We start from the raw sequence: 19,210 nt of genomic DNA, 5'->3' as shown, positions 1-19,210 counted from the left end.
ACCGTTTCAGGCTTTCTTGGGAGCAAGGCTGCCTACGGGAAGTATCGCTTTCCCCATCACGGGGTTGATGACATGCACTGCTGCCAAATAGAAGCCAATGACCGCAACGACCATGAAAAGCATCGACGCGATTGGAGCGCTGCCCACGGCCATCAATACGAATGCGGCACAGAGTAGCCCGAAAAGCAGGACCAGGCCGATATTGGCACGCAGGGACGCCAGAAAGAAAATCAGGGTAATCAATGCCATGAGCCAGAACCAAACGGCGAGGAGCTCCGGCGCAGACTTCATCGTCACCGCCAGTCCGCCAGACAGCGCGGCAATGGCGAAGCTCAGAAAGAAGGAACCATTAGTGAACATTACCGTGGCAATGTAAGAGTTAGGCATCTGATAGGTCATGGCTCCGGACACATACATTGCTGCAGCCCCAAAACCAAAGCAGAGCGCAAGCAAGGTTCCAAGCCCCACCATAGGAAACAGCCCATGAAAAAACAGGGCGCCGATGATGAAAAGAGGAACAGCAAAGCCAAATAGTCCGATGGTGATAGGATCTTTCGTTTTATCATCCTCCAAAATGTCATTGTCTCATAATCTGGTACTACACTTATTTACCGCCACTCCAAACAAAAGCGACCTGCCGAAGCAGGTCAAAGAACTCATGATTGTGGTCATGAGGAGGAGGTGCTGCCACGTCAAAAAAATTGACTCAGCCCAACGGTCCATTGGCCGTCACGATCTGTGGTTCCATCGGGGCAAGTATCGACAACAGATAGTTCTGCGCACTGATCGGGATGCGATGGGCATCCATGGCATTGATCATGTCTTGCGATAAATAATTGAACGCAGCCGTGGTGATCTGCAATCCTCGATGCGCATCCGTCATGCTCGGACCGGTATATTTACAGGGCCCGCCAACCGCCATACAAACCTGATTCACCAGTGCGTATTTCAGCGCCGGGATGTTAGTGTGCGCAAAGTAGTAGTTGATGTGGGGGTCATTAGCGACATTGTCGACAAAGGTGTTGATCAGCGCCGTGATCCCCGCCTTACCCCCGAAATCCGCATAGTAATCCTGCGCCGTGGCAGCACTCACACCCAACACGGAGAATGCGGCAACCCCGGTTCCAAAGATGATCCCCTTCAGGGACTTCGACAACAAAGAGTTCATGATACGTTTTCCTCCGTAGCAAAGCTTAGAAGCTGGTAGTCAGGGAAAGATAGAGACCGCTCTGATTTTTTTCCGTAGCGATCGTGCCCAGATCCACATAGGCGGCAGTCAAGGACAGCTGCTTGTACGGGAACCAAGCTACGTAGACATCCTTCCAGGCGCTGGTTTTACTCACCGCATCTCCCAACGGAGCCAATGGTCCCGAGCCCGCGATGAGCTGATTTTGCGGCATCGCCCGATATTCTCCTCCCAGCACCACATGTCGGTTCAGGAATACCCCAACAGATGCGGCTGGCAGAACCTTATAGCCCATGCCGTTCACCCCACCAAAACCAAGTAGACCTTGCTGATTCGCATTGGTCACCTGAATATTCACATCCGCCAGAGTAGTGAGGCCAAAAATCCCGTCCAGCCATACTTTGGTCGCAGACAGGTAATAACTCATGGCATTCCGGGTCACACCCAGAGTAGCGGCGAGGTTTTTCGGCATTTCGCTATGGTGATAGTCCACACCGACAGAGACCTGTGGCTCCCACCAATTTTGGTCATACACGATGTTACCAAATAACCGCACCTTGAGTCCTACGATATCTTGGTTCAGCTGGTAATTGTTTCCAAAAAAAGCTGGTCCAGATAACCCCAACGTCTGTGAAGCGGGAGCATTCAATTCCTCGGCAGATGGAGAAACACCGTGCAGCCCATAGGCAAACCCATTGATCGCTTGGTCCAATGCAGTCCCCGTATTGCCGAGGCTGAAGCTTTGGCGAGCGTAGGAAATCTCAATTCGGTCGAATAGCCCAACGGACGCGCCATAGGCGTCCATGTTGTAATTATTGAGCAGAACGTGGGAATAGAAGGCTGTTGCACCAATCTGCTGGTTGGTACCATAACCAGAAATGACTGCCCAAGGATTGATACCGCCGCCAGCAGCACCATCTACGGCAGTTACCGCACCTGTGCCCAAGAGACGACCCATTCCCCAAAGACAGGCCTGACCGATGGCAGCGGAAGCAACCAAGGGGCTAGCAGCCAGTACCATGCCGACCGCGCAAGCAGTCAAGCGTTTCCGATAACGTAGCGTGTTTTTCATTGTGTAGTACTCCTCCAAGTTGTAAATGAAACCGCGTCGCCCTCACAGCAGGATCCATGCCATCTACATATTTATTGACAATGAACTGTAATAGATTGATTGTAATAACATCAGAAAACATATGGTTACTTATTTGCATGACATTAACGGTATGTCATGACATGACTCTAATGACATCTGTCAGAAAACGACCAACTATTCTTGCCATGGCATGACACAACATGACAATGTCATGACATTACCGATCAATGCATACTACCAATCCCTTTCAGAACCATGCATGCTGAATTCATCAGCATGAATTACTATGTAAATCAGATTATTAAAATATACTTTTTTTTGTTGGCACAGGATATGCAGGTTGTCTGACTACAATCTACGGCGAGGGTATTTATGGCAGGCATGTTCATTATTTGTCTCAACGGCGACCGCGAGCATTTGCAGTTCGCGGCCATGGCAGCGTCGGTAGCGGCGGTTTCTGGAACGGACGTTCAGGTGTTTCTTTCCATGAATGCGTTTCCCCATTTCATCAAGGGGCACAGCAAGCAGGCGCCGGTTAGCGGTGTCCTTGGCAAAAAAATGGAAGAGCACAAGGTACCGGAGTTCTTCAATATCTTTGAGCAGGCGGTGGAATTGGGTGATGCCAAGATCTGGGCCTGCTCCATGGCCATGGATGTGATGGGGGTGAAAGAGGATGAACTCGAGCCCATCGTCGCCGGCGCCATGGGACTGACCAAGTTTTTTAGTGATGCCGAAGGCGGTCAGATCCTGACCTTCTGAGGCAGCAAAAAGGATGGGCGGGTCTTTCCCAGCCCAGCGGTGACGAGAGAAGAAAAGGAGTGTGTGATGGCAGAACGTACGGTCGATGCCCGCGGTAGCTTTTGCCCGGGCCCGTTGATGGAACTCATCGCCAACATGAAAAGCATGCAGGTGGGTGACACCCTGGAGTTGCTCTCCACGGACGCAGGTTCCGCCAAAGATGTGCCCGAGTGGGTGCACAAGGTGGGACATGAAATGGTGGATACCAATCAAGACAGTGAAGGAACCTTCCACATCCGGGTGCGGAAGGCCAAGTAAACGCAGGTACGAGGAGTGATATCATGAGAATTCTGGTCGTAGGTGGCGGTATGGGGGGTACGATCTTCGCCAATCATCTGGCGCGGCGTATCCATCACGAAATGAAGACGGGCAAGGCGCGCATCACCATGCTCTCTGCCAGTCACGAGCATGTCTATCAGCCGGGCTGGCTCTATGTGGCCATGGGCCGGGCAACCCCTGATGAGTTGGTCCGGGAGCAGCAGAGCCTGCTCGAACCCGGCATCGAGTTTCATGTCGATCCGGTGGAGGAGTTCCACCTCGCGCACAACCACGTCAAGTGCAAGAGCGGCAAGGTGCACGAGTATGACCTCATCGTCATCTCCACGGGTTCCCGTCCCATGCCCGAGAATATCCCTGGGCTCAAGGAAAACTCTGTCAACTGCTACACGGCAGAAAATGCCGTGGAGTACTACAAGCAGCTCTCGGAGTTCAAGGGCGGGCGCATCGTGGTCACCGTGGGCCTGCCTCACAAGTGCCCGATGATTCCCCTGGAGGTCACTTTTGCCATGTATGACTTCATTAAGGATCGCGGTCTGCTCGACAAGACCGAGTTCTACTACACCTACCCCATCGGTCGGGTGCATAGCCTGGAGAATGTGGCCAAGTGGGCCGCGCCGGAGTTCGACGCCAAGGGCATCAAATACGAGACTCTCTTCAACATGAAGGAAGTCGACGGCAAGAACGCCAAGGTAATCAGCGAGGAAGGTAGCGAAGTGGCCTATGACCTCCTGGTGGCGGTGCCCCCGCACAAGGGCCAGGAAGTCATCGAGAAGAATGGCCTCGGCGAAAATGGCTGGATCCCGACCAATCGCCACTCCCTGCACATGGAAGGCGAGCATGGCAAGAACGTCATCGTCCTCGGCGATACCACCAACCTGCCCATTTCCAAGGCTGGCTCCACGGCGCATTTCGAGGCCGAGACCGCAGCCGAGAACGTGGCGGCGGTGGTGAAGATGGGGCGTCCAGTGAAGAGCTACGACGGCAAGGTCTTCTGCTTCATCGAAGCGGGCAAGGACCGCGCCACCTATGCCATGTTCAATTACCAGAATCCGCCGCAGCCCAAGGCCCCCACGGGTGCGGTCCATGCCTTCAAGATGGCCTACAACAAGCTCTATTGGGCGACCGCGCGCGGCTTGCTCTGAGGAGGTGACCCATGGCAGCTGTACTGGATACTCGCCAAGAGGAGGAGCTGCAACAGGCGCAAATGGCCTTGTTGCATCTGGTCCGCAACGGGGACTTGGAGCGCATCGTTCACCTCGCCCGCCTTCTCGGCGCGGCGGGGGATTCGATGAGCGATGAAATGGTTGGGCGCCTAGCGGAAATCGGGTCGAGCGGACTCGATCTGCTGGACCGCGTGGAGCGGGCCGACCTGACCCGCGCCATACCGGCCATCTCGGCCTTGGTCCACAATGGCGATCTCGATCGCATCGTTCACCTCGCGCGCATGCTCGGCGCAGCGGGGGATTCGATGAGCGATGAGATGGTCGGACGCCTGGCGGAAATCGCCACTGGCGGGCTGGACCTCCTCGATCGCGTCAATCGCGCCGAACTCGCCCAGGCCCTGCCGGCCATCTCGGCCTTGGTCCATAACGGCGACCTGGATCGTATCGTCCATATCGCCCGCATGCTGGGTGCCGCCGGCGACTCCATGAGTGACGAGATGGTCACCCGTCTCGCCACTCTGGCCACGGATGCGATGTGCCTCCTCGACCGGGCGGTACGCACGGGGGTCATGGACCGCTTACTGGGCGTGGTAGAGAAGATGGATGAGCAACACATCCTCACCGACTTTCTCCACTGCCTAGCCGGTGCTACCGAGGAAGCGGCAAAAGAACCCGCCCCCAAGGGCGGCCTCTTCGGCCTGCTTGATCTCATGAAAAAGCAGGAAACCCAACAAACCATCCAGTTCCTGATGTTGGTCGGCAAGCACTTCCGCTCCTGCCGTCTCAAACACTGACCCGAACACCAATCAAGTTCACTCGCCCCGCTTGAGGCCCTACGGGGCCTTTTTTGTGCTCTAATCTGCAGCCGAGAACTATCGAAACCAGGACGTTCTTCCGATGCACATCGGCCTCTGACACGGATACAATCATTCTAGGCAAACCCACTGGAGATTTTTCATGCGCGCACCTCGTTCTTTCTCCCTGATTTTTGGTCTCGCCCTAGTCGGGCTCGCCGCCAATGCCCAGGCCTGCACCCGCGTCGTCTACCACGGCGAGGACGGGCTGAACATCACTGGCCGCACCATGGACTGGCGCGATCCTATGAATACACGCCTCTGGCTCTTTCCTGCCGGATTGAAGGAGAATGGCGGTGCCGGCGACAACTCCGCGGCCTGGACTTCGCGCTATGGCAGTGTGGTGGTGACGTCTCTCAATGCGGCGGTCAGCGATGGCATGAACCAAAAGGGACTGGTGGCCAATATGTTGTGGCTCAACGCCAGCAAATATCCCGACCAGTGCGCGGCAAATGAAAAACGGCTAGCAATCAGCGCCTGGGCCCAGTATTTTCTGGACAATTTTGCTACGGTGCAGGAAGCCATCGCTTCTCTAAAAACTCATCCGGTTTGTCTCATTTCCGCACCCATTCCGGGTACCGATCGCTTCACCACGCTGCATCTTTCCCTGTCTGACGCCAGCGGCAACAGCGCGATTCTGGAGTACATCCACGGCAAGTTGGTGATCCACGAAGGGCGCCAGTATCAGGTCATGACCAACGATCCCGAATATCCTCAGCAAATGGCCGTCGCTAAATACTGGGAACAAATTGGTGGTACACGTTTTCTACCCGGTACGAATCAGGCCCCGGACCGATTCGCCCGTGCCGAATTCTACATTCACGCCATTCCGAAAACCGCCAGTAACCGGACGGGTGTGGCCCAGGTATTGAGTGTGCTAAATAACGTCTCCGTACCCATGGGGATTTCGACACCAGGGCATCCCAATATCTCCACGACTCGCTGGCGCGTAGTGGCGGACCAAAGAAATCTCCATTACTACTACAACTCCACCTCTTCCATGGACCTTTTCTGGGTAAACCTGAACAAGGCCGACCTGAAGCCCGGCGCACCCGTGCGCACCTTGCCCATGGGCGCTGGACAAACCTATAGCGGCGATGTCGTCGATAAATTCGTCCCCACAAAACCCTTCCACTTTGTTCCCGTACCGCCGGAAGTACTGGCTGCCTACCGCTAAACAGGAGAAATGATATGCCACGCAATAACGAATCAGAGAAGAAAAATGCCCTTACACGCCGCAACTTTTTGCAGTCCGTTGCCGTGATTTCCGCGGGAGCCGCTCTCCCGCAAGTGGCATTGGCCGAGTCTGCACAAAAAATCACCACGGCACCGAAGCCGATAAACATCGATTCTCCCGACGCCGCCCTTGCCGCTCTCCTCGAGGGCAACCGCCGCTTCATATCCGGACAGATGAATTCGTGCAGCGTGCCCATTGGTCCCTTGTTGGAAGAGACGGTAAATGAGCAGCAGCCATTTGCTGCCGTGCTCTCTTGCGCAGATTCCCGCGTACCGGTAGAGACAATTTTTGATCAGGAACTGGGGCGCATCTTTGTTGCCCGTGTAGCCGGCAATATCGCCACCCCGGAGATGATCGCCAGCCTGGAATATGGTGTTGCGGTATTGGGCACCAAACTGATCATGGTCATTGGCCACAGCAGCTGCGGCGCGGTGAAAGCGGCCATGCTCAATAAGGATGCCCCGGGACAGATCACCTCTCTGTACGAGTACATCCGACCTGCCATTCATGCCGGTGGGCACAATTTGAGTGCTTCCATCCATGACAACGCTAAAATCCAAGCCAAGCTCCTGGCGAAGGCCTCACCGGTGCTGTCACAGGCCATCAGCGAGGGAAAACTGCGGATCGTTCCCGCCTACTACAGCCTTGCCACAGGCGAGGTAACCGTCCTCAAGGATTGAGCAAACCAGGTTCGGGCGATCCGCGCGGGTCGCCCTCAGCGTTTCAGGAAACCCCGTCCCTGCAAAAAGCCCTGCATGTGTGGTCGTGCCTCGCGACCGGCAAGGGCAGCCACTTCCTGACTCCAGCTACTGTCCTTGCGATGCGCCGAGCGTGAGGCGTAGTACTCATGCATGGCGGCATCATATTGGGCGATATATTCGGCATCGTGACCGTCGTCGTAGCGGTTTTCCTGTAGAACGGCGGCCAGCGGCAGGCGGGGCTTCACCTCGACGTCCTGGTCTGGATAGCCGAGACAGAGCCCAAAGATGGGATAGACCTGCTCCGGTAGGCGGAGCAGTTCGCTGATTTCGGCAGGATGGTTGCGGACAGCACCGATGTAGCAGGCACCCAGGCCCTGGGACTCTGCGGCGACCACGCAGTTTTGCGCGCAGAGCGTGGCATCGGTGGTCGCGATTAGAAAATGCTCCGTCATGCCGGGCACGAAGGGCGGCCCGAGGCGATCGCAAACCCCCTGCGCACGCCGCAAGTCGGCACAAAACACCAGAAACTCCGGCGCCAGACGCACATATTCCTGCTGGCCAGCAAGCTCTGCCAGTTGCGCGCGCAGGGCGGTATCGGTGATGCGCAGAATGCGGTAGGCCTGGAGATTGCTGGAGCTCGCCGCCTGCTGCCCACAGCGCACGATCTCTTCCAAGAGCCCCGCCGGCAAAGGTTCGGCGCGAAAACGGCGGATGGAACGGTGGGATTGCAGCAGCTGGAAAACGTCGGTCATCGGAATACTCCCAGAGCGAGGCAGACCGTTTCATGGTAGCAGCGTCGACCTTTGCTGACACCACGTCGATGCTCCGCCAAGCGCAGAGTCCTCGTTGACATAATACCATCTAGTCGGTATGTTTTCCCTACCGTTCACTACTTTTGAGGAGAATGTCATGGCTCTACTGCAAGTCACCTCACCCGAAAATGCCCAAGGCGAACTCGCTGAACTTTATGCGCAAATCACCCAAGCCTTCGGCGGTGTTCCGGAAGGGCTACAACTCTTTGGCGTCAGCCCAGCGCTGCTACGCGGCCAATGGCAAAACCTGCAGTACTTTGGGCAGCATCCGCGCATTTCTGCCAACTTCTTCGCCCTGCTCCGCTACCTTCTTTCGGAAGAAGGCCACTGCGCCTTCTGCATCGGTTTCAACGAGGCGCTCCTGCTCAATGCCGGGTTCAGCAAGGAAGACATCGCCAAGGCCCGTACTACTCCGGCGCAAGGCCCTTTGTCGACGGCGGAAAACGCTCTTCTCGATTACGCACTCAAGGCAATCCACGCTCCCCATAGCGTCGGCGAGGCAGAAATCGCTTCCCTGCATACGCAAGGTTGGTCCGATCAGGATCTCTTCGATGCCGTCGCCCACGGCGCTCAGCATCAAGCCATCGACATTCTCTTCGAGACCTTTCGCGTCGCTCCCTTTCAAGCCGGCTGAAGAAAACGATCCCAGCTGGTCGCACTTACACACTCTATCGTGCGCAGCTTGGCTATAGCGCCGCTCGGAAAACTCTCATATCATAGAGGATATGAAAACTATCCGGGCGGTGATAGACACCAGCGTGCTGGTTGCGGCATCGCGCAGCCATCTTGGGGCGTCTTTCCGGGTATTACGCGAGATACGAGCCGGAACTTGCGTGCCTTTGCTTTCGGTTCCGCTCTTATTGGAGTACGAGGCGGTGCTGAAGCGACCGGAGCATCTGGCGGCCAGCTGCCGAACTCTCCAGCTTACTGACGCCTTTCTGGACGCGCTCTGCTTGCTGGCAGAGCCAGTTCACTTACACTATCTCTGGCGCCCACAATTGCGTGATCCAGGAGATGAAATGGTCCTCGAAACTGCTCTGAATGGTCGCGCGGATGCTCTGGTGACCCTGAATGGCAAGGACTTTGTGGCCGCCAGCCGATTTGGGATGCCAGTGATTGGCCCAGGAGACTTGTTGGCGCAACTGCGCAAGGAGAAGTGATCATGTCCAACTATGCGTTGCGGATTCCGGATTCTCTGCTCAGCTATGCACGAGAAGTCGCCAAGGAAGAACACGTTTCCATGAACCAGTTCTTTGTGACCGCCATTGCCGAAAAGGTTTCGGCGCTGAAGACCGAGGCGTATTTCCGGCAGCGTCGGGAGCGTGGCGACTTGGCCGACTTCGACCGCTGGCTGGAAGCAAGCCCACGCGCGACACCCCTGCCCGGCGACGAGCTCCCAAGCGACTGAGGCGGGTAACGCCCCTACCCGCTCTTACTTTTTCTTGGGCTGATATTGCTTGCGGCGGAAGAGATCGGTCTTGCGGGAAACCAAACGGTCGAGAAAGAGCAAACCATCGAAGTGGTCCATTTCGTGCTGCACCGCCCGCGCCTCGAAGCCCTCGCATTCGTAGAAGCGGTCGCGACCCTCGGCATCCTGGGCTTGTACCTGGATGCGCTCGGCGCGGATGACGTTGCCGGTGAAATCCGGCACCGACATGCAGCCTTCGCGCCCCACCGCCATGCCCTCCCAAGCGATCAGTTCGGGATTGATGAGCACCATTAGGCCGTGGCAATTGTCTCCAAGCTTGGGGCGTACATCGACAATGACGATACGCTGCAAACGGTCCACCTGGGGCGCGGCAATCCCCACCCCACCGGGGCCGGCGTACATGGTTTCGGTCAGATCGGCAACGAACTGTCGCAACTCTTCGTCAAAGTTCTCTACCGGCTCGGCAACACGCCCCAGGCGTGGGTCGGGGTAGGTGAGAATCGGCAACACCGCCATCAGAGCAACACCGTATCGATGGGGTGGACGGTAATCTCGATGCCTTGGCTGGTCTTCAGGGGTTCGAGTATGGCGCGCACCTGCTCCACACCTTCGGGAGCCGAGCCCTGGATGACCATCACGTAGATGGGGCGATCGGGGTTACCCGAGCGCTCGCTTTCGAGATCGATGATGTTGAAGCCGACACTGGCCAGCTTTTCGGTGACGCTGGCGACGATGCCGGGATGGTCTGCCCCATAGACAGTGACGCGGACATTGGCGGAGTCCTGCTGCCGCGGCAGGCTCGGAATGGGATCGAGGTGGACGCGCAGGTTCAGACGTTTCACCGCCGGATCGAGAGCCGACTCGACGGCACCAAAGTCGCGCTGGTAATCGATTACCTGCATGATGGTGAAGTAACCACCCAGGCGCATCATCGAGGCATCGCCAATGGCACAGTCGGCGGCGTAGAGAGCTTGGGTTACGGCGGCAACGATACCCGGTCGATCTTCTCCGATCACCGTCAGTAGGGCTTGACTCATGATTCTCCTCCCAGGCCATGCAGGCGAGCCAATGATAGATAGCGAAAACAGTATTCGAAAAGTTCGAGATGATGTCGAGCGGCGTCGAAATCTCGGCCCCAGGCGGTCATGCCATGGAGATGGATCAGGGCACCGGGGACGGCGGGCTTTTCCCGGGCAAAGGCCGTGTCCATGTCGGCGGCGATCTGCGCCACCTCGACGTGATTGGCAAAGACCGGCAGATCCACCCGCGGCTCGGCATCGGGAATCCCCAGACCCTTGAGCATTTCCAGAGGGGGCAGGCGCAGGCGACCGTCCCGGGCAAAGTTGCCGCAGATGTTTGCCTCTACCGAATGGACGTGAAAAATCACTCGCGCCTCGGGAAAGTGGCGATAGATGACCCGATGGATGCTACTTTCGGCAGAAGGCCGACGACCCGCCACCGCCTCGAGTACCCGGCCATCGAGATCGAGGGCGACGAAGTCTTCCTGCTGCAGGCGATCCTTGGGGCGACCGCTGGCGGTGATCCAAAACCCGTCCTCGCGGCGTGCCGAGAGGTTGCCCGCCGTCCCCAGCATCCAGCCGCGGCCATAGAAATCCCGGGCGGCAGCGGCTAATTCCGCGCGTAGATCCATCATTTCTCGCCCTCCAAGGCACGCAAGACATCCCCAAAATCCTCGAAGCGGGTGTAGGCGCGCCCCTCTGCCGCCAAGTAATCGATCAGGCCATTACGGGCAAAGACGCGCGGACAGTCCCGCGCCAGGCGCAGGTCGGTTACCGAATCGCCAATGCAGATGGCCTCGTCCGGCGCATAGTGGGCATAGATGGCCTTCTTGACGACGAGTTCCTCGGCATCCTGCCAGGGCGAGAAGACCCGCAGGGTGGAGCCGGAAAGATCCACCTCCAGGCCGTGGATGGCGCGAATCCTCTCGCGCAGGGGGGCAAGCACCAGCTCTGCCATGCGGGTGAACCCCCCGGTCACCACCAAAAGCTCCCAGCCCAGCCTCGGTAGAGCGTCGAGAAAGTCGACAAAGCCGGCGCGCAGATGGCTGTGTTCGACAACGAAGGATTCCATCTCTGGCCAGCGCGCACTCGGAATGCTCGCGAGGATCTCCGTGAGTCCATCGCGCAGACTCACCCGCAGGGCTAGGATCTCCGGCAGGATGCGCTCGCTGACTGCAGGCGCAAACTCCCGTATCAGGTCACGAAAGATCTCCTCGACCAGGATGGTGCCGTCAAAGTCGCAGAAAATCAGGCGCTCAGCCATTACCCGTCCCCCACTTGGCCAAGGCGGAATGCAAGGGGCCAGGAGGGACGGCAGCGAGGGCGAAAGACTCTCCCGCCTGCACCCGCTCCCAGGCCTCGAAGAAGGCACGCACTCCGCTTGCCGCGCCGTCGGGATGATCCATGATGCCGGTGCCAGCATTGAGGATGACCTCCTTGCCATAGTCCGCGAGCAGGGCCGGCAGAATACCCGGCTGAATTCCCGCCGAAGGCACCGGCGCCAGTCCCCGCTGCCGCAGCGCATCGCGGATGGCGAACTCCTCCGCCGCCGGGAAAGGCAGACTGCCATAGTGGGCCGGATAGAGTACGGCATCGGCCCCGGCATGGGCCATGAGGGTACCGAGCAGGACGGCATAGCGCAGACCGTGCTCCGGGGCTGCCGCCAGCGCACCCCCCAGGGCCGGATGGGCGAAGATCGGGACGGCGATTTCCGGGTCCTTGGCCAAGGCCTCGAGCACGGGAAAGCCGTAGGCGAGGACGTTGAGGAGCAGGGCATTGGCTCCCTCCGCCACAAGCTGCCGCGCCAATTGCTGCAGGCTGGCGGCATCGCCGGAGAGATTGACGGCATAGAGCAGCTCGCGTCCAAGCCGATCACGCCGCGCCTCGACGATGGGGGCGCAGGCCCGCCAGCGCTCCAGGGTCGGGGCAGCAGCCAGATTGGGAAGGATTTCGTCATCTTTGATGATGTCGAGCCCTGCCCAAGCCACCTCGGCAAGGATCGCCGCATGATCCTCGGCCGTAAGCCCCAAAGCGGGTTTGAAAATCGCCATGAAGAGGGGACGATCGAAAGCCCCCACCTGCTCGCGGATGCCTGCCAGCCCGAAGCGAGGCCGCAAGCCGTATGCCTCGGGCAAGCGCAGATCCCAGACCTTGGCCGTGGCACCAAGGGAGTACTTGCCAAAGATCATCGTCAGCAGGCTGCCGATCCCGCCATCTACATTGGCCAGGGGAAAGGCGACAGTGGCCAGGCTGCTCCCGTCTGCCAGGGTCTGCAGGGCACGGATCTCCCCTAGGTGCCCGCGCAGCTGCGTCTCGCGATGGGCATGGCGCTCATCCCAGGAGCCCGCCGTCTGCCCCACCGCCAGCGCCTGCGCCTGCCGCTCGGCGTTGGCGCCGGCCGGAAAACGATAGTCGACTTCGAGGAAGGCGGTCATGGACGCGGAAACTGCTGCATGGCCCGCTCCTGGTAAACCGGGGTCCAGCCACCGCGGGCGCTGAAGTAACGCACCGCCTTGATGCGCCGCGCCCCATTGAGACGGAACCAGTGCTCGACCTGGGCGGGAATGTGGATGTAGTCTCCGGCGCTCACCGTCACCTCGAGCTGCCGCCCGTCGGCGAGGACAAAACCGAAGACTCCTTCGCCGTCGACGATATAGCGCACTTCTTCGTCTTCATGGATGTGAATGCGGCAGAATTTGGCATCGAGCTCGGCGAGCTGCGGGTGTTCGGGATGGAGCACTACCAGATCGCGCTCCTGATAGCCTTTTTCTTCTTGCAGAACGCGGAAAACAGAATCGAGGGCCGCGAGCAGGCGCTCCTGGCCCTCGGCATCCAACTGCGCCGGCGCTAGCCAGGGTGCCGCGGCGCCGGCCACAGGGTACTCGCGCAGCGTCACCCCTAGAGGCGCCAAGAATGTCGCCAAGGCCTGTGCATCGCTGCCCTGCTCACCGCCATCCCCTAACTTCCAGCCTTTCATAGCCCCTCCCGCCAGATCAAGGACGCCATGCGCCCGGTGCAACCGTCGCGTCGATAGGAAAAAAATCGTTCTGCTTCCGTCACGGTACAATATTCGCCGCCGAAGATCTCGCGCACCCCCAGATGCCGCAAGCGGCGCCGCGCCAAGGCGTAGATATCCGCCCAGTAGCGGTCCCCCTCCCCCGCCCGAAAGGCGGCGTCGCTACCCGGATCTTGGCTTACGAAACACTGCCGCAGTTCCGGCCCCACCTCGAAGGCCCCCGGGCCGATCGCTGGCCCCAAGTATACCAGAATCTCCGCGGGCTCCACCTGCAGGGCGGTAATCCCAGCTTCGAGAATTCCAGCGGCAAGACCGCGCCAGCCGGCATGCAAGGCCATGATCGCTTGGCCATCGCGGGAGCAGGCGAGGACCGGCAGACAGTCGGCGGTGAGGACAGCGAGGACCGCACCTGCTGTCCGCGCTATGGCGCCATCTGCCTCGCTTGCCATGCTCGCGCCCGAGCAAGCCTCCCAGCTAACGATTTGCGTGCCATGTACCTGGCGCAGCCAGAGCGGCTCTGCGGGCAGATCCAGGGTACTCCGCAGGCGTTGCCGATTGGTGGCAACGGCGGCGGGATCGTCGCCCACATGGTCACCTAGGTTCAGGCTCTGCCAGGGACCCTGGCTGACGCCCCCCTGGCGGGTACTGATGGCGATGTGCACCCCATCCGGCAGGGGAAGATCGGGAAAAATAAAGGATAGTTCAGGAAGCACGGCGGCGCAGAAGGGCCAGCAGGGCCTCCATGTCGGCAGGCAAGGGGCTTTCAAAGGCACAGGGTTCACCGCTCCCCGGATGCTCGAGCTCAAGCCGCCAAGCGTGCAACGCCTGACGCTGGAAACTGCGCCACAGGGTCATGCCTTCAGGGTCGAGGCCCGCTGGTATCACCGCGCGACCGCCGTAGACCGGGTCACCCACCAGGGGGTGCCCAATATGGCGCATGTGTACCCGGATCTGATGCGTCCGCCCCGTCGCCAGCCGCAGGCGCAGCAGGGTGTGGCGGGGAAAGCGCTCGGCTAGGCGATAATCCGTGCGCGCCGGTCGGCCGTCGTCGCGCACCGTCATACGCAGACGATCCTGCGGATGCCGACCGATGGGTGCCTCGACCCTGCCACCGCCGGTCATTGCCCCGAGCACCAGGGCCAGATACTCGCGGTGCATGCTGCGTTCCGCCAACTGTTCCGTGAGGTCCTGACGGGCATGCTCAGTCTTCGCCACCACCAGCAGGCCACTGGTGTCTTTGTCCAGACGATGGACGATCCCGGCCCGCGGCAGGTGCTTACTCCCCGGGCAATGGGCGAGCACGGCATTGGCGAGGGTGCCGCTGGGGTGCCCAGCACCGGGATGGGTGAGCATTCCCGCGGGCTTGTCGATGACCAGAATTTCCTCGTCTTCGTGCACGATGTGCAAAGGAATCTTCTCGGCGCGCCAGTGCTCCGGCTCCCGCGGCGGCAGGCGCACCTGCACCGTCTCGCCTCCCTGCACCCGCTGGCTGGGCCGCGCCGCATGACCATCGACGACGATCTCTTCCGCCCCGAGAAGCTCCTGAATGCGGCTGCGACTCAGCTCGGTGGCAAGTTGAGCCAGAACGACGTCGAGGCGCTCGCCTGCCCGCTCCTCTGGCAAAACCCAGGTGATTTCCGTAGTATCCGTGCTCATGGCCCGCCACTATAGATCATTGTTCGACATGCGCAAGCGCTCCCTCGTCGTTATTGCAGTTCTCACCCTGGCCGCCGCCGGCTGTGCCTCGGACAATCACAAAAAGGATCTGATGGACTCCCACGAGGCCGCAGCGACCATGTACAGCCACGCCAAGCAGGCCGAGGATCGCGGCGACTATGGAACAGCGATTCGGGAGTACCAGGATCTGGAGGCGATGTATCCCTACGGCCCCTACGCTGAGCAGGCGCAGTTGAATACCGCCTATAGTTACTATCGCCAGGGCGATTCCAAGGCAGCGGCAGCAGCAGCGGAGCGCTTCATCAAGCTGCACCCGGTCAATCCTCACGTGGACTATGCCTGGTACCTGAAGGGAATCTCTGAATACCAGGAAATCGAGGGAGCAAACTGGAACCCGGTGCCCCTGCATCAGGCCTTCGACACTTTCGAAACCTTGGTGAAACGCTGGCCAAAGAGCGCCTACGCCGCCGATGCCCGCCTGCGCATGGAGAAGATCATCGACCTGCTGGGCAAGCGCAACCTCGATATCTGCAAGTTCTATTACGTGCGCGACGCCTATGTCGCGTCAGCCAATCGTTGCAGCGAGGTGGTGACCAAATACCAGTTGAGCCCAGCCCGCGAAGAGGCCCTCTATTACCTCTACCTATCCTACAAGCATCTGGACCTCGCGCAGCTGGCACAAAATACCGCGGCCATCCTGCGCTACAACTATCCTCACGGAAAATACACGCAAAAGCTCGGTTGAGCGGGGCGGCTCAGACCGCCTCGTCGCCCTCCTCCCCGGTGCGGATACGAATGACGCGCGCGACATCACTGACGAAGACCTTGCCATCACCGATCTTACCCGTGCGTGCCGCTCCGACGATGGCATCGACGGCCCGATCGACCAGGGCGTCGGGGACCACCACCTCCATTTTTAGCTTGGGCAGAAAATCGACCACATACTCGGCGCCCCGGTAGAGCTCCGTGTGCCCTTTCTGGCGCCCAAAACCCTTCACTTCCGTTACCGTCATCCCGGCAATGCCCATTTCCTGCAAGGCATCGCGTACGTCATCCAGCTTGAATGGTTTCACAATCGCTTCGATCTTTTTCATGACCTCTCCTGCAGACAGTGCGGATCCCAGGCATGGAATCCATTACTGATAGGGTAGCGGCGGTCCTTGCCAAAGGCCAGAGGGCTGATACGCACCCCGGGTGCAGCCTGCCGCCGCTTGTATTCGGCACGATCGATCAAGCGCAGAGTCCGCTCCACGGTGGCGGCCGAAAAGCCGCGCGCGACGATCTCCGCACGTCCCTCACTCCGCTCGATATAAGCATGGATGATCGCGTCGAGGACATCGTAGGGCGGCAGACTATCCTGGTCCGTCTGTCCCGGCGCCAGCTCGGCTGAAGGCGCTCGTTCGAGGACACGCTGCGGGATTACCTCGCCTTGCTCGTTGCGATAGCGCGCAAGCTCATAAACCAGGGTCTTTGGACAATCCTTGATCAGGGCAAAGCCGCCGGCCATATCGCCGTAGAGGGTGGCATAACCCACCGCCATTTCGCTTTTGTTGCCAGTACTGAGTAACAGCTGACCGAATTTGTTGGAATAGGCCATAAGCAGGGAACCACGGATGCGCGCCTGGAGATTTTCCTCGGTCACATCAGCGGCGCGTCCGGCAAAGAGCGGCGCCAGGGTCTCCAGATAGGCATCAAAGAGCGCATCGATGGAGATGATGTCGTAGCGTACCCCGAGCTTGCTGGCCTCCGCCTCGGCGTCTTCGACACTCATTGCGGCCGTGTAGCGGGATGGCAAAATCAGGGCGTGTACCTTTTCGGCGCCCAAGGCATCGGCGGCGATCGCCAGAGTCAGGGCGCTGTCGATGCCGCCAGACAGCCCGAGGACCACGCCGGAAAAGCCGTTTTTCTGCACGTAATCACGCAGACCCAGCTGCAGCGCGGCGTAGACCTCGGCAACGGGGGAAAGCTCCGGCGCCACAGGTCCGCCTCGCCACTGTTTCTGTGTCGCGGAGATTTCGACGTCGAGAAAGAGAAGCTCATTGGTAAAGGCTGGGGCGCGCGCAATTACGGATCCGTCGGCAGCCACGGCAAAGGAAGCACCATCGAAGACCAGTTCATCCTGCCCGCCCAGCAGATTCGCATAGAGAACGGCAGCACCCGCTTCGCGCGCACGCTGCGCGGCCATCCTCTCCCGTTCTGCCTGCTTGGCGCGATGAAAGGGCGACGCATTGAGGATTACCACGGCATCGGCAGCGCCTGGCTCCTTGAGCAACGGCAGCTCGGAACACCAGAGATCTTCGCAGATGCGCACGGCCAACCGCAGTCCTTCGAGGGTAAAGATCAGCTCACCATCGCCGGGTTGGAAATAGCGTTTCTCGTCAAACACCTGGTAGTTGGGCAAACAATGCTTGCCGTAACTGGCCTCGATTCGCCCACCGCGCAGGAGGCTTGCGGAATTGTACAGATGTCCGTTCCGGCGCAGCGGATGACCGACGAGCAGCGGTAGGGGACAATCCCGCGCCAGCATCTCCACGGCTTGTGCGCAACAATCGAGAAAATCGTTGCGCAGCAACAGGTCTTCTGGCGGATAGCCGGAGAGCACCAGTTCCGGCGTAACCAATAGCGCTGCCCCCTGCGCTTGCGCTTCTCGGGCCAGTTGCAGGAGCAGGGCCGCATTGCCTGCCACATCCCCGACGCGGGGATTGCATTGGCTCAGGGCAATGCGCATGCTTCAGTTGCCGAGCAGGGCCGCGGCCTGGTTTCCCAGCTCCGCCGGCGAGGACACGCAGTGAACCCCGGCGGCGCGCAGAATTTCATACTTCGCGGCTGCCGTACCCGCACCGCCATCAATGATGGCACCGGCGTGCCCCATGCGTTTTCCCTTGGGAGCCGTCGAGCCGGCGATGAAAGCCACGACCGGTTTGCTCATGTTCTGGCGAATGAACTCCGCCGCCTCTTCTTCGAGACGCCCGCCGATCTCCCCCACCATGATCACCAGTTCCGTCTGCGGATCGGCCTCGAAGAGACGCAAGACCTCGACAAAATCCATACCGATGATGGGATCGCCGCCGATTCCCACACAGCTGCTCTGCCCCAGACCCAGACGCGTCGTTTGCTCCACCGCCTCGTAGGTCAAGGTACCAGAGCGCGATACGATGCCCACCCGTCCCGGCAGATGGATCGAACCGGGCATGATGCCGATTTTGGCCTGCCCAGGGGTGATGACGCCGGGGCAATTCGGGCCGATCAGGCGTGCGTGTGGATGCTTGGCGAGATATTGTTTGACCAGCAGCATGTCATGCACCGGGATGCCTTCGGTGATGCAGACGATGAGTTCGATCCCCGCCGCGGCCGCTTCGATGATGGCATCGGCAGCGGAAGGCGAAGGCACATAAATCACCGTCGCCTCGGCCCCGGTCGCCGCGACCGCCTGCGCCACGGTGTCAAAGACCGGCAGGCCGAGATGTTCATTACCCCCCTTGCCTGGCGTCACGCCACCCACCATGCACGTACCGTAGGCGATGGCCTGTTCCGAGTGGAAGCTGCCCTGCTTGCCGGTAAAGCCCTGGCAGATGACGCGGGTGTCGTGGCGAAGAAGAATGCTCATGAATGAATTCCGAAATAAAGTAACAAAGCGATGATGATCAACTCGCCGATAACCAAAAAGAGGAGCAGCGGTCGGCGCCGCGGCAACCCACGCTGCTCGATGAGCGCCCGCAATTCTGCAACTTCGCGCCGCAACGCGTGAAGATCATCGGCCTGGGCCAGATCCTTGAGGCGCTCTTCGAGGACCTGATCGACAATGACTGCCGTTCCTGCCAGGTTTTCTGCCGTCTTGCGATCCGCGCCACGTTTGACATAGGTCTCTGCCAGACGCGAAATCAGCGGCCCGGAGTGCCGCAGCAGGGGCCAGAGCTTCTGCAACCAAACGACATTGATGTCCAAA

At 59.5% G+C, this 19,210-nt stretch carries 26 protein-coding genes; 10 read left to right on the top strand and 16 right to left on the bottom strand.

Annotated features, from left to right (window positions below):
- Window positions 1–6: 6 nt before the first annotated feature.
- From ORD17_RS07500 to ORD17_RS07490, 3 genes are all read right to left on the bottom strand, one after another.
- Entirely contained in the window at window positions 7–573 is a 567-nt protein-coding gene (locus ORD17_RS07500) for a GPR1/FUN34/YaaH family transporter (protein WP_308387721.1), read from the bottom strand.
- 133 nt (window positions 574–706) lie between these two features.
- Complete coding sequence (locus ORD17_RS07495) at window positions 707–1,168, bottom strand: group 1 truncated hemoglobin (RefSeq protein WP_308387720.1); 462 nt, start codon at window positions 1,166–1,168, stop codon at window positions 707–709.
- 25 nt (window positions 1,169–1,193) lie between these two features.
- Window positions 1,194–2,207, bottom strand: a complete 1,014-nt coding sequence (locus tag ORD17_RS07490) for a DUF3034 family protein (protein WP_374693407.1) — start codon at window positions 2,205–2,207, stop codon at window positions 1,194–1,196.
- Window positions 2,208–2,651: 444 nt separating this feature from the next.
- Here ORD17_RS07490 and ORD17_RS07485 point away from each other — a divergent pair, with 444 nt between their 5' ends.
- From ORD17_RS07485 to ORD17_RS07460, 6 genes are all read left to right on the top strand, one after another.
- On the top strand, window positions 2,652–3,038 hold the full coding sequence (locus ORD17_RS07485; protein ID WP_308387718.1) for a DsrE/DsrF/DrsH-like family protein: 387 nt from the start codon (window positions 2,652–2,654) through the stop codon (window positions 3,036–3,038).
- A gap of 66 nt (window positions 3,039–3,104) precedes the next feature.
- Window positions 3,105–3,335: a sulfurtransferase TusA family protein gene (locus ORD17_RS07480; protein WP_308387717.1), complete on the top strand. Its 231-nt coding sequence runs from the start codon at window positions 3,105–3,107 to the stop codon at window positions 3,333–3,335.
- Window positions 3,336–3,358: 23 nt separating this feature from the next.
- The gene (locus ORD17_RS07475; protein WP_308387716.1) at window positions 3,359–4,498 is read left to right on the top strand and encodes an FAD/NAD(P)-binding oxidoreductase; all 1,140 of its coding nucleotides are present in this window, start codon (window positions 3,359–3,361) and stop codon (window positions 4,496–4,498) included.
- A gap of 11 nt (window positions 4,499–4,509) precedes the next feature.
- A complete protein-coding gene (locus tag ORD17_RS07470; RefSeq protein ID WP_308387715.1) occupies window positions 4,510–5,313 on the top strand; it encodes a hypothetical protein in 804 nt (267 codons plus the stop codon).
- Between the two features lie 163 nt (window positions 5,314–5,476).
- A complete protein-coding gene (locus ORD17_RS07465; RefSeq protein ID WP_308387713.1) occupies window positions 5,477–6,550 on the top strand; it encodes a linear amide C-N hydrolase in 1,074 nt (357 codons plus the stop codon).
- A 14-nt stretch (window positions 6,551–6,564) separates the two neighbouring features.
- Window positions 6,565–7,290 (top strand): carbonic anhydrase, encoded by a 726-nt coding sequence (locus ORD17_RS07460; protein ID WP_308387712.1) that lies wholly within the window; start codon window positions 6,565–6,567, stop codon window positions 7,288–7,290.
- Between the two features lie 35 nt (window positions 7,291–7,325).
- Here the strand turns inward: ORD17_RS07460 and nfsA are convergent, their stop codons facing one another.
- Window positions 7,326–8,063, bottom strand: coding sequence for an oxygen-insensitive NADPH nitroreductase (nfsA, locus tag ORD17_RS07455; protein ID WP_308387711.1), 738 nt, complete (start codon window positions 8,061–8,063; stop codon window positions 7,326–7,328).
- A 157-nt stretch (window positions 8,064–8,220) separates the two neighbouring features.
- Between nfsA and ORD17_RS07450 the strand changes: the two genes are divergently transcribed.
- The 3 genes from ORD17_RS07450 to ORD17_RS07440 all read left to right on the top strand — a co-directional run bounded on the left by ORD17_RS07450 (window position 8,221) and on the right by ORD17_RS07440 (window position 9,531).
- The gene (locus ORD17_RS07450; RefSeq protein ID WP_308387709.1) at window positions 8,221–8,757 is read left to right on the top strand and encodes a hypothetical protein; all 537 of its coding nucleotides are present in this window, start codon (window positions 8,221–8,223) and stop codon (window positions 8,755–8,757) included.
- 91 nt (window positions 8,758–8,848) lie between these two features.
- Window positions 8,849–9,283: a putative toxin-antitoxin system toxin component, PIN family gene (locus ORD17_RS07445; RefSeq protein WP_308387708.1), complete on the top strand. Its 435-nt coding sequence runs from the start codon at window positions 8,849–8,851 to the stop codon at window positions 9,281–9,283.
- A 2-nt stretch (window positions 9,284–9,285) separates the two neighbouring features.
- Complete coding sequence (locus ORD17_RS07440) at window positions 9,286–9,531, top strand: hypothetical protein (RefSeq protein ID WP_308387707.1); 246 nt, start codon at window positions 9,286–9,288, stop codon at window positions 9,529–9,531.
- Window positions 9,532–9,555: 24 nt separating this feature from the next.
- On the opposite strand, the gene def is transcribed toward ORD17_RS07440, so the two are convergent.
- Genes def through rluD form a run of 8 tightly spaced genes read right to left on the bottom strand, consistent with a single transcriptional unit; the run spans window position 9,556 to window position 15,243 of the window.
- Window positions 9,556–10,068, bottom strand: coding sequence for a peptide deformylase (gene def, locus ORD17_RS07435; protein WP_308387706.1), 513 nt, complete (start codon window positions 10,066–10,068; stop codon window positions 9,556–9,558).
- Window positions 10,068–10,589, bottom strand: a complete 522-nt coding sequence (locus ORD17_RS07430) for an ACT domain-containing protein (RefSeq protein ID WP_308387705.1) — start codon at window positions 10,587–10,589, stop codon at window positions 10,068–10,070. The genes def and ORD17_RS07430 overlap by 1 nt, the downstream gene beginning before the upstream one ends.
- The gene (gene mtnB / locus ORD17_RS07425; RefSeq protein WP_308387703.1) at window positions 10,586–11,206 is read right to left on the bottom strand and encodes a methylthioribulose 1-phosphate dehydratase; all 621 of its coding nucleotides are present in this window, start codon (window positions 11,204–11,206) and stop codon (window positions 10,586–10,588) included. Before mtnB ends, ORD17_RS07430 begins: the two co-directional genes overlap by 4 nt.
- Window positions 11,203–11,835: a haloacid dehalogenase-like hydrolase gene (locus ORD17_RS07420; RefSeq protein WP_308387702.1), complete on the bottom strand. Its 633-nt coding sequence runs from the start codon at window positions 11,833–11,835 to the stop codon at window positions 11,203–11,205. Before ORD17_RS07420 ends, mtnB begins: the two co-directional genes overlap by 4 nt.
- Window positions 11,828–13,006, bottom strand: coding sequence for a RuBisCO large subunit C-terminal-like domain-containing protein (locus tag ORD17_RS07415; RefSeq protein WP_308387701.1), 1,179 nt, complete (start codon window positions 13,004–13,006; stop codon window positions 11,828–11,830). Before ORD17_RS07415 ends, ORD17_RS07420 begins: the two co-directional genes overlap by 8 nt.
- Window positions 13,003–13,548, bottom strand: coding sequence for a cupin domain-containing protein (locus ORD17_RS07410; protein ID WP_308387700.1), 546 nt, complete (start codon window positions 13,546–13,548; stop codon window positions 13,003–13,005). Before ORD17_RS07410 ends, ORD17_RS07415 begins: the two co-directional genes overlap by 4 nt.
- Window positions 13,545–14,300, bottom strand: a complete 756-nt coding sequence (gene pgeF, locus ORD17_RS07405) for a peptidoglycan editing factor PgeF (RefSeq protein ID WP_308387699.1) — start codon at window positions 14,298–14,300, stop codon at window positions 13,545–13,547. Before pgeF ends, ORD17_RS07410 begins: the two co-directional genes overlap by 4 nt.
- Entirely contained in the window at window positions 14,290–15,243 is a 954-nt protein-coding gene (rluD, locus tag ORD17_RS07400; protein WP_308387698.1) for a 23S rRNA pseudouridine(1911/1915/1917) synthase RluD, read from the bottom strand. Before rluD ends, pgeF begins: the two co-directional genes overlap by 11 nt.
- 28 nt (window positions 15,244–15,271) lie before the next feature.
- On the opposite strand from rluD, the gene ORD17_RS07395 reads away from it, so the two are divergent.
- Window positions 15,272–16,009, top strand: coding sequence for an outer membrane protein assembly factor BamD (locus ORD17_RS07395; protein WP_308390072.1), 738 nt, complete (start codon window positions 15,272–15,274; stop codon window positions 16,007–16,009).
- Window positions 16,010–16,019: 10 nt separating this feature from the next.
- On the opposite strand, the gene ORD17_RS07390 is transcribed toward ORD17_RS07395, so the two are convergent.
- From ORD17_RS07390 to ORD17_RS07375, 4 genes are read right to left on the bottom strand one after another with little or no spacing between them, the layout of a single operon-like run.
- The gene (locus ORD17_RS07390; RefSeq protein ID WP_308387697.1) at window positions 16,020–16,358 is read right to left on the bottom strand and encodes a P-II family nitrogen regulator; all 339 of its coding nucleotides are present in this window, start codon (window positions 16,356–16,358) and stop codon (window positions 16,020–16,022) included.
- Window positions 16,355–17,992 (bottom strand): NAD+ synthase, encoded by a 1,638-nt coding sequence (locus ORD17_RS07385; protein WP_308387696.1) that lies wholly within the window; start codon window positions 17,990–17,992, stop codon window positions 16,355–16,357. The genes ORD17_RS07390 and ORD17_RS07385 overlap by 4 nt, the downstream gene beginning before the upstream one ends.
- Before the next feature lie 3 nt (window positions 17,993–17,995).
- A complete protein-coding gene (gene sucD / locus ORD17_RS07380; protein ID WP_308387694.1) occupies window positions 17,996–18,871 on the bottom strand; it encodes a succinate--CoA ligase subunit alpha in 876 nt (291 codons plus the stop codon).
- A complete protein-coding gene (locus tag ORD17_RS07375) occupies window positions 18,868–19,209 on the bottom strand; it encodes a hypothetical protein (RefSeq protein ID WP_308387693.1) in 342 nt (113 codons plus the stop codon). Before ORD17_RS07375 ends, sucD begins: the two co-directional genes overlap by 4 nt.
- Window position 19,210: the final 1 nt, after the last annotated feature.

The organism is Acidithiobacillus sp. AMEEHan, assembly GCF_030996345.1.
Lineage (GTDB): Bacteria > Pseudomonadota > Gammaproteobacteria > Acidithiobacillales > Acidithiobacillaceae > Igneacidithiobacillus.
This window is presented reverse-complemented; position numbering and strand designations above follow the sequence as displayed.

Excerpts from the sequence above, each read along its gene's own strand:
- ORD17_RS07495 (WP_308387720.1), bottom strand. The coding sequence starts at position 1,168 with ATGAACTCTTTGTTGTCGAAGTCCCTGAAGGGGATCATCTTTGGAACC.
- ORD17_RS07490 (WP_374693407.1), bottom strand. The coding sequence starts at position 2,207 with ATGGTACTGGCTGCTAGCCCCTTGGTTGCTTCCGCTGCCATCGGTCAG.
- ORD17_RS07485 (WP_308387718.1), top strand. The coding sequence starts at position 2,652 with ATGGCAGGCATGTTCATTATTTGTCTCAACGGCGACCGCGAGCATTTG.
- ORD17_RS07480 (WP_308387717.1), top strand. The coding sequence starts at position 3,105 with ATGGCAGAACGTACGGTCGATGCCCGCGGTAGCTTTTGCCCGGGCCCG.
- ORD17_RS07475 (WP_308387716.1), top strand. The coding sequence starts at position 3,359 with ATGAGAATTCTGGTCGTAGGTGGCGGTATGGGGGGTACGATCTTCGCC.
- ORD17_RS07470 (WP_308387715.1), top strand. The coding sequence starts at position 4,510 with ATGGCAGCTGTACTGGATACTCGCCAAGAGGAGGAGCTGCAACAGGCG.
- ORD17_RS07465 (WP_308387713.1), top strand. The coding sequence starts at position 5,477 with ATGCGCGCACCTCGTTCTTTCTCCCTGATTTTTGGTCTCGCCCTAGTC.
- ORD17_RS07460 (WP_308387712.1), top strand. The coding sequence starts at position 6,565 with ATGCCACGCAATAACGAATCAGAGAAGAAAAATGCCCTTACACGCCGC.
- nfsA (WP_308387711.1), bottom strand. The coding sequence starts at position 8,063 with ATGACCGACGTTTTCCAGCTGCTGCAATCCCACCGTTCCATCCGCCGT.
- ORD17_RS07450 (WP_308387709.1), top strand. The coding sequence starts at position 8,221 with ATGGCTCTACTGCAAGTCACCTCACCCGAAAATGCCCAAGGCGAACTC.
- ORD17_RS07445 (WP_308387708.1), top strand. The coding sequence starts at position 8,849 with ATGAAAACTATCCGGGCGGTGATAGACACCAGCGTGCTGGTTGCGGCA.
- ORD17_RS07440 (WP_308387707.1), top strand. The coding sequence starts at position 9,286 with ATGTCCAACTATGCGTTGCGGATTCCGGATTCTCTGCTCAGCTATGCA.
- def (WP_308387706.1), bottom strand. The coding sequence starts at position 10,068 with ATGGCGGTGTTGCCGATTCTCACCTACCCCGACCCACGCCTGGGGCGT.
- ORD17_RS07430 (WP_308387705.1), bottom strand. The coding sequence starts at position 10,589 with ATGAGTCAAGCCCTACTGACGGTGATCGGAGAAGATCGACCGGGTATC.
- mtnB (WP_308387703.1), bottom strand. The coding sequence starts at position 11,206 with ATGATGGATCTACGCGCGGAATTAGCCGCTGCCGCCCGGGATTTCTAT.
- ORD17_RS07420 (WP_308387702.1), bottom strand. The coding sequence starts at position 11,835 with ATGGCTGAGCGCCTGATTTTCTGCGACTTTGACGGCACCATCCTGGTC.
- ORD17_RS07415 (WP_308387701.1), bottom strand. The coding sequence starts at position 13,006 with ATGACCGCCTTCCTCGAAGTCGACTATCGTTTTCCGGCCGGCGCCAAC.
- ORD17_RS07410 (WP_308387700.1), bottom strand. The coding sequence starts at position 13,548 with ATGAAAGGCTGGAAGTTAGGGGATGGCGGTGAGCAGGGCAGCGATGCA.
- rluD (WP_308387698.1), bottom strand. The coding sequence starts at position 15,243 with ATGAGCACGGATACTACGGAAATCACCTGGGTTTTGCCAGAGGAGCGG.
- ORD17_RS07395 (WP_308390072.1), top strand. The coding sequence starts at position 15,272 with ATGCGCAAGCGCTCCCTCGTCGTTATTGCAGTTCTCACCCTGGCCGCC.
- ORD17_RS07390 (WP_308387697.1), bottom strand. The coding sequence starts at position 16,358 with ATGAAAAAGATCGAAGCGATTGTGAAACCATTCAAGCTGGATGACGTA.
- ORD17_RS07385 (WP_308387696.1), bottom strand. The coding sequence starts at position 17,992 with ATGCGCATTGCCCTGAGCCAATGCAATCCCCGCGTCGGGGATGTGGCA.
- sucD (WP_308387694.1), bottom strand. The coding sequence starts at position 18,871 with ATGAGCATTCTTCTTCGCCACGACACCCGCGTCATCTGCCAGGGCTTT.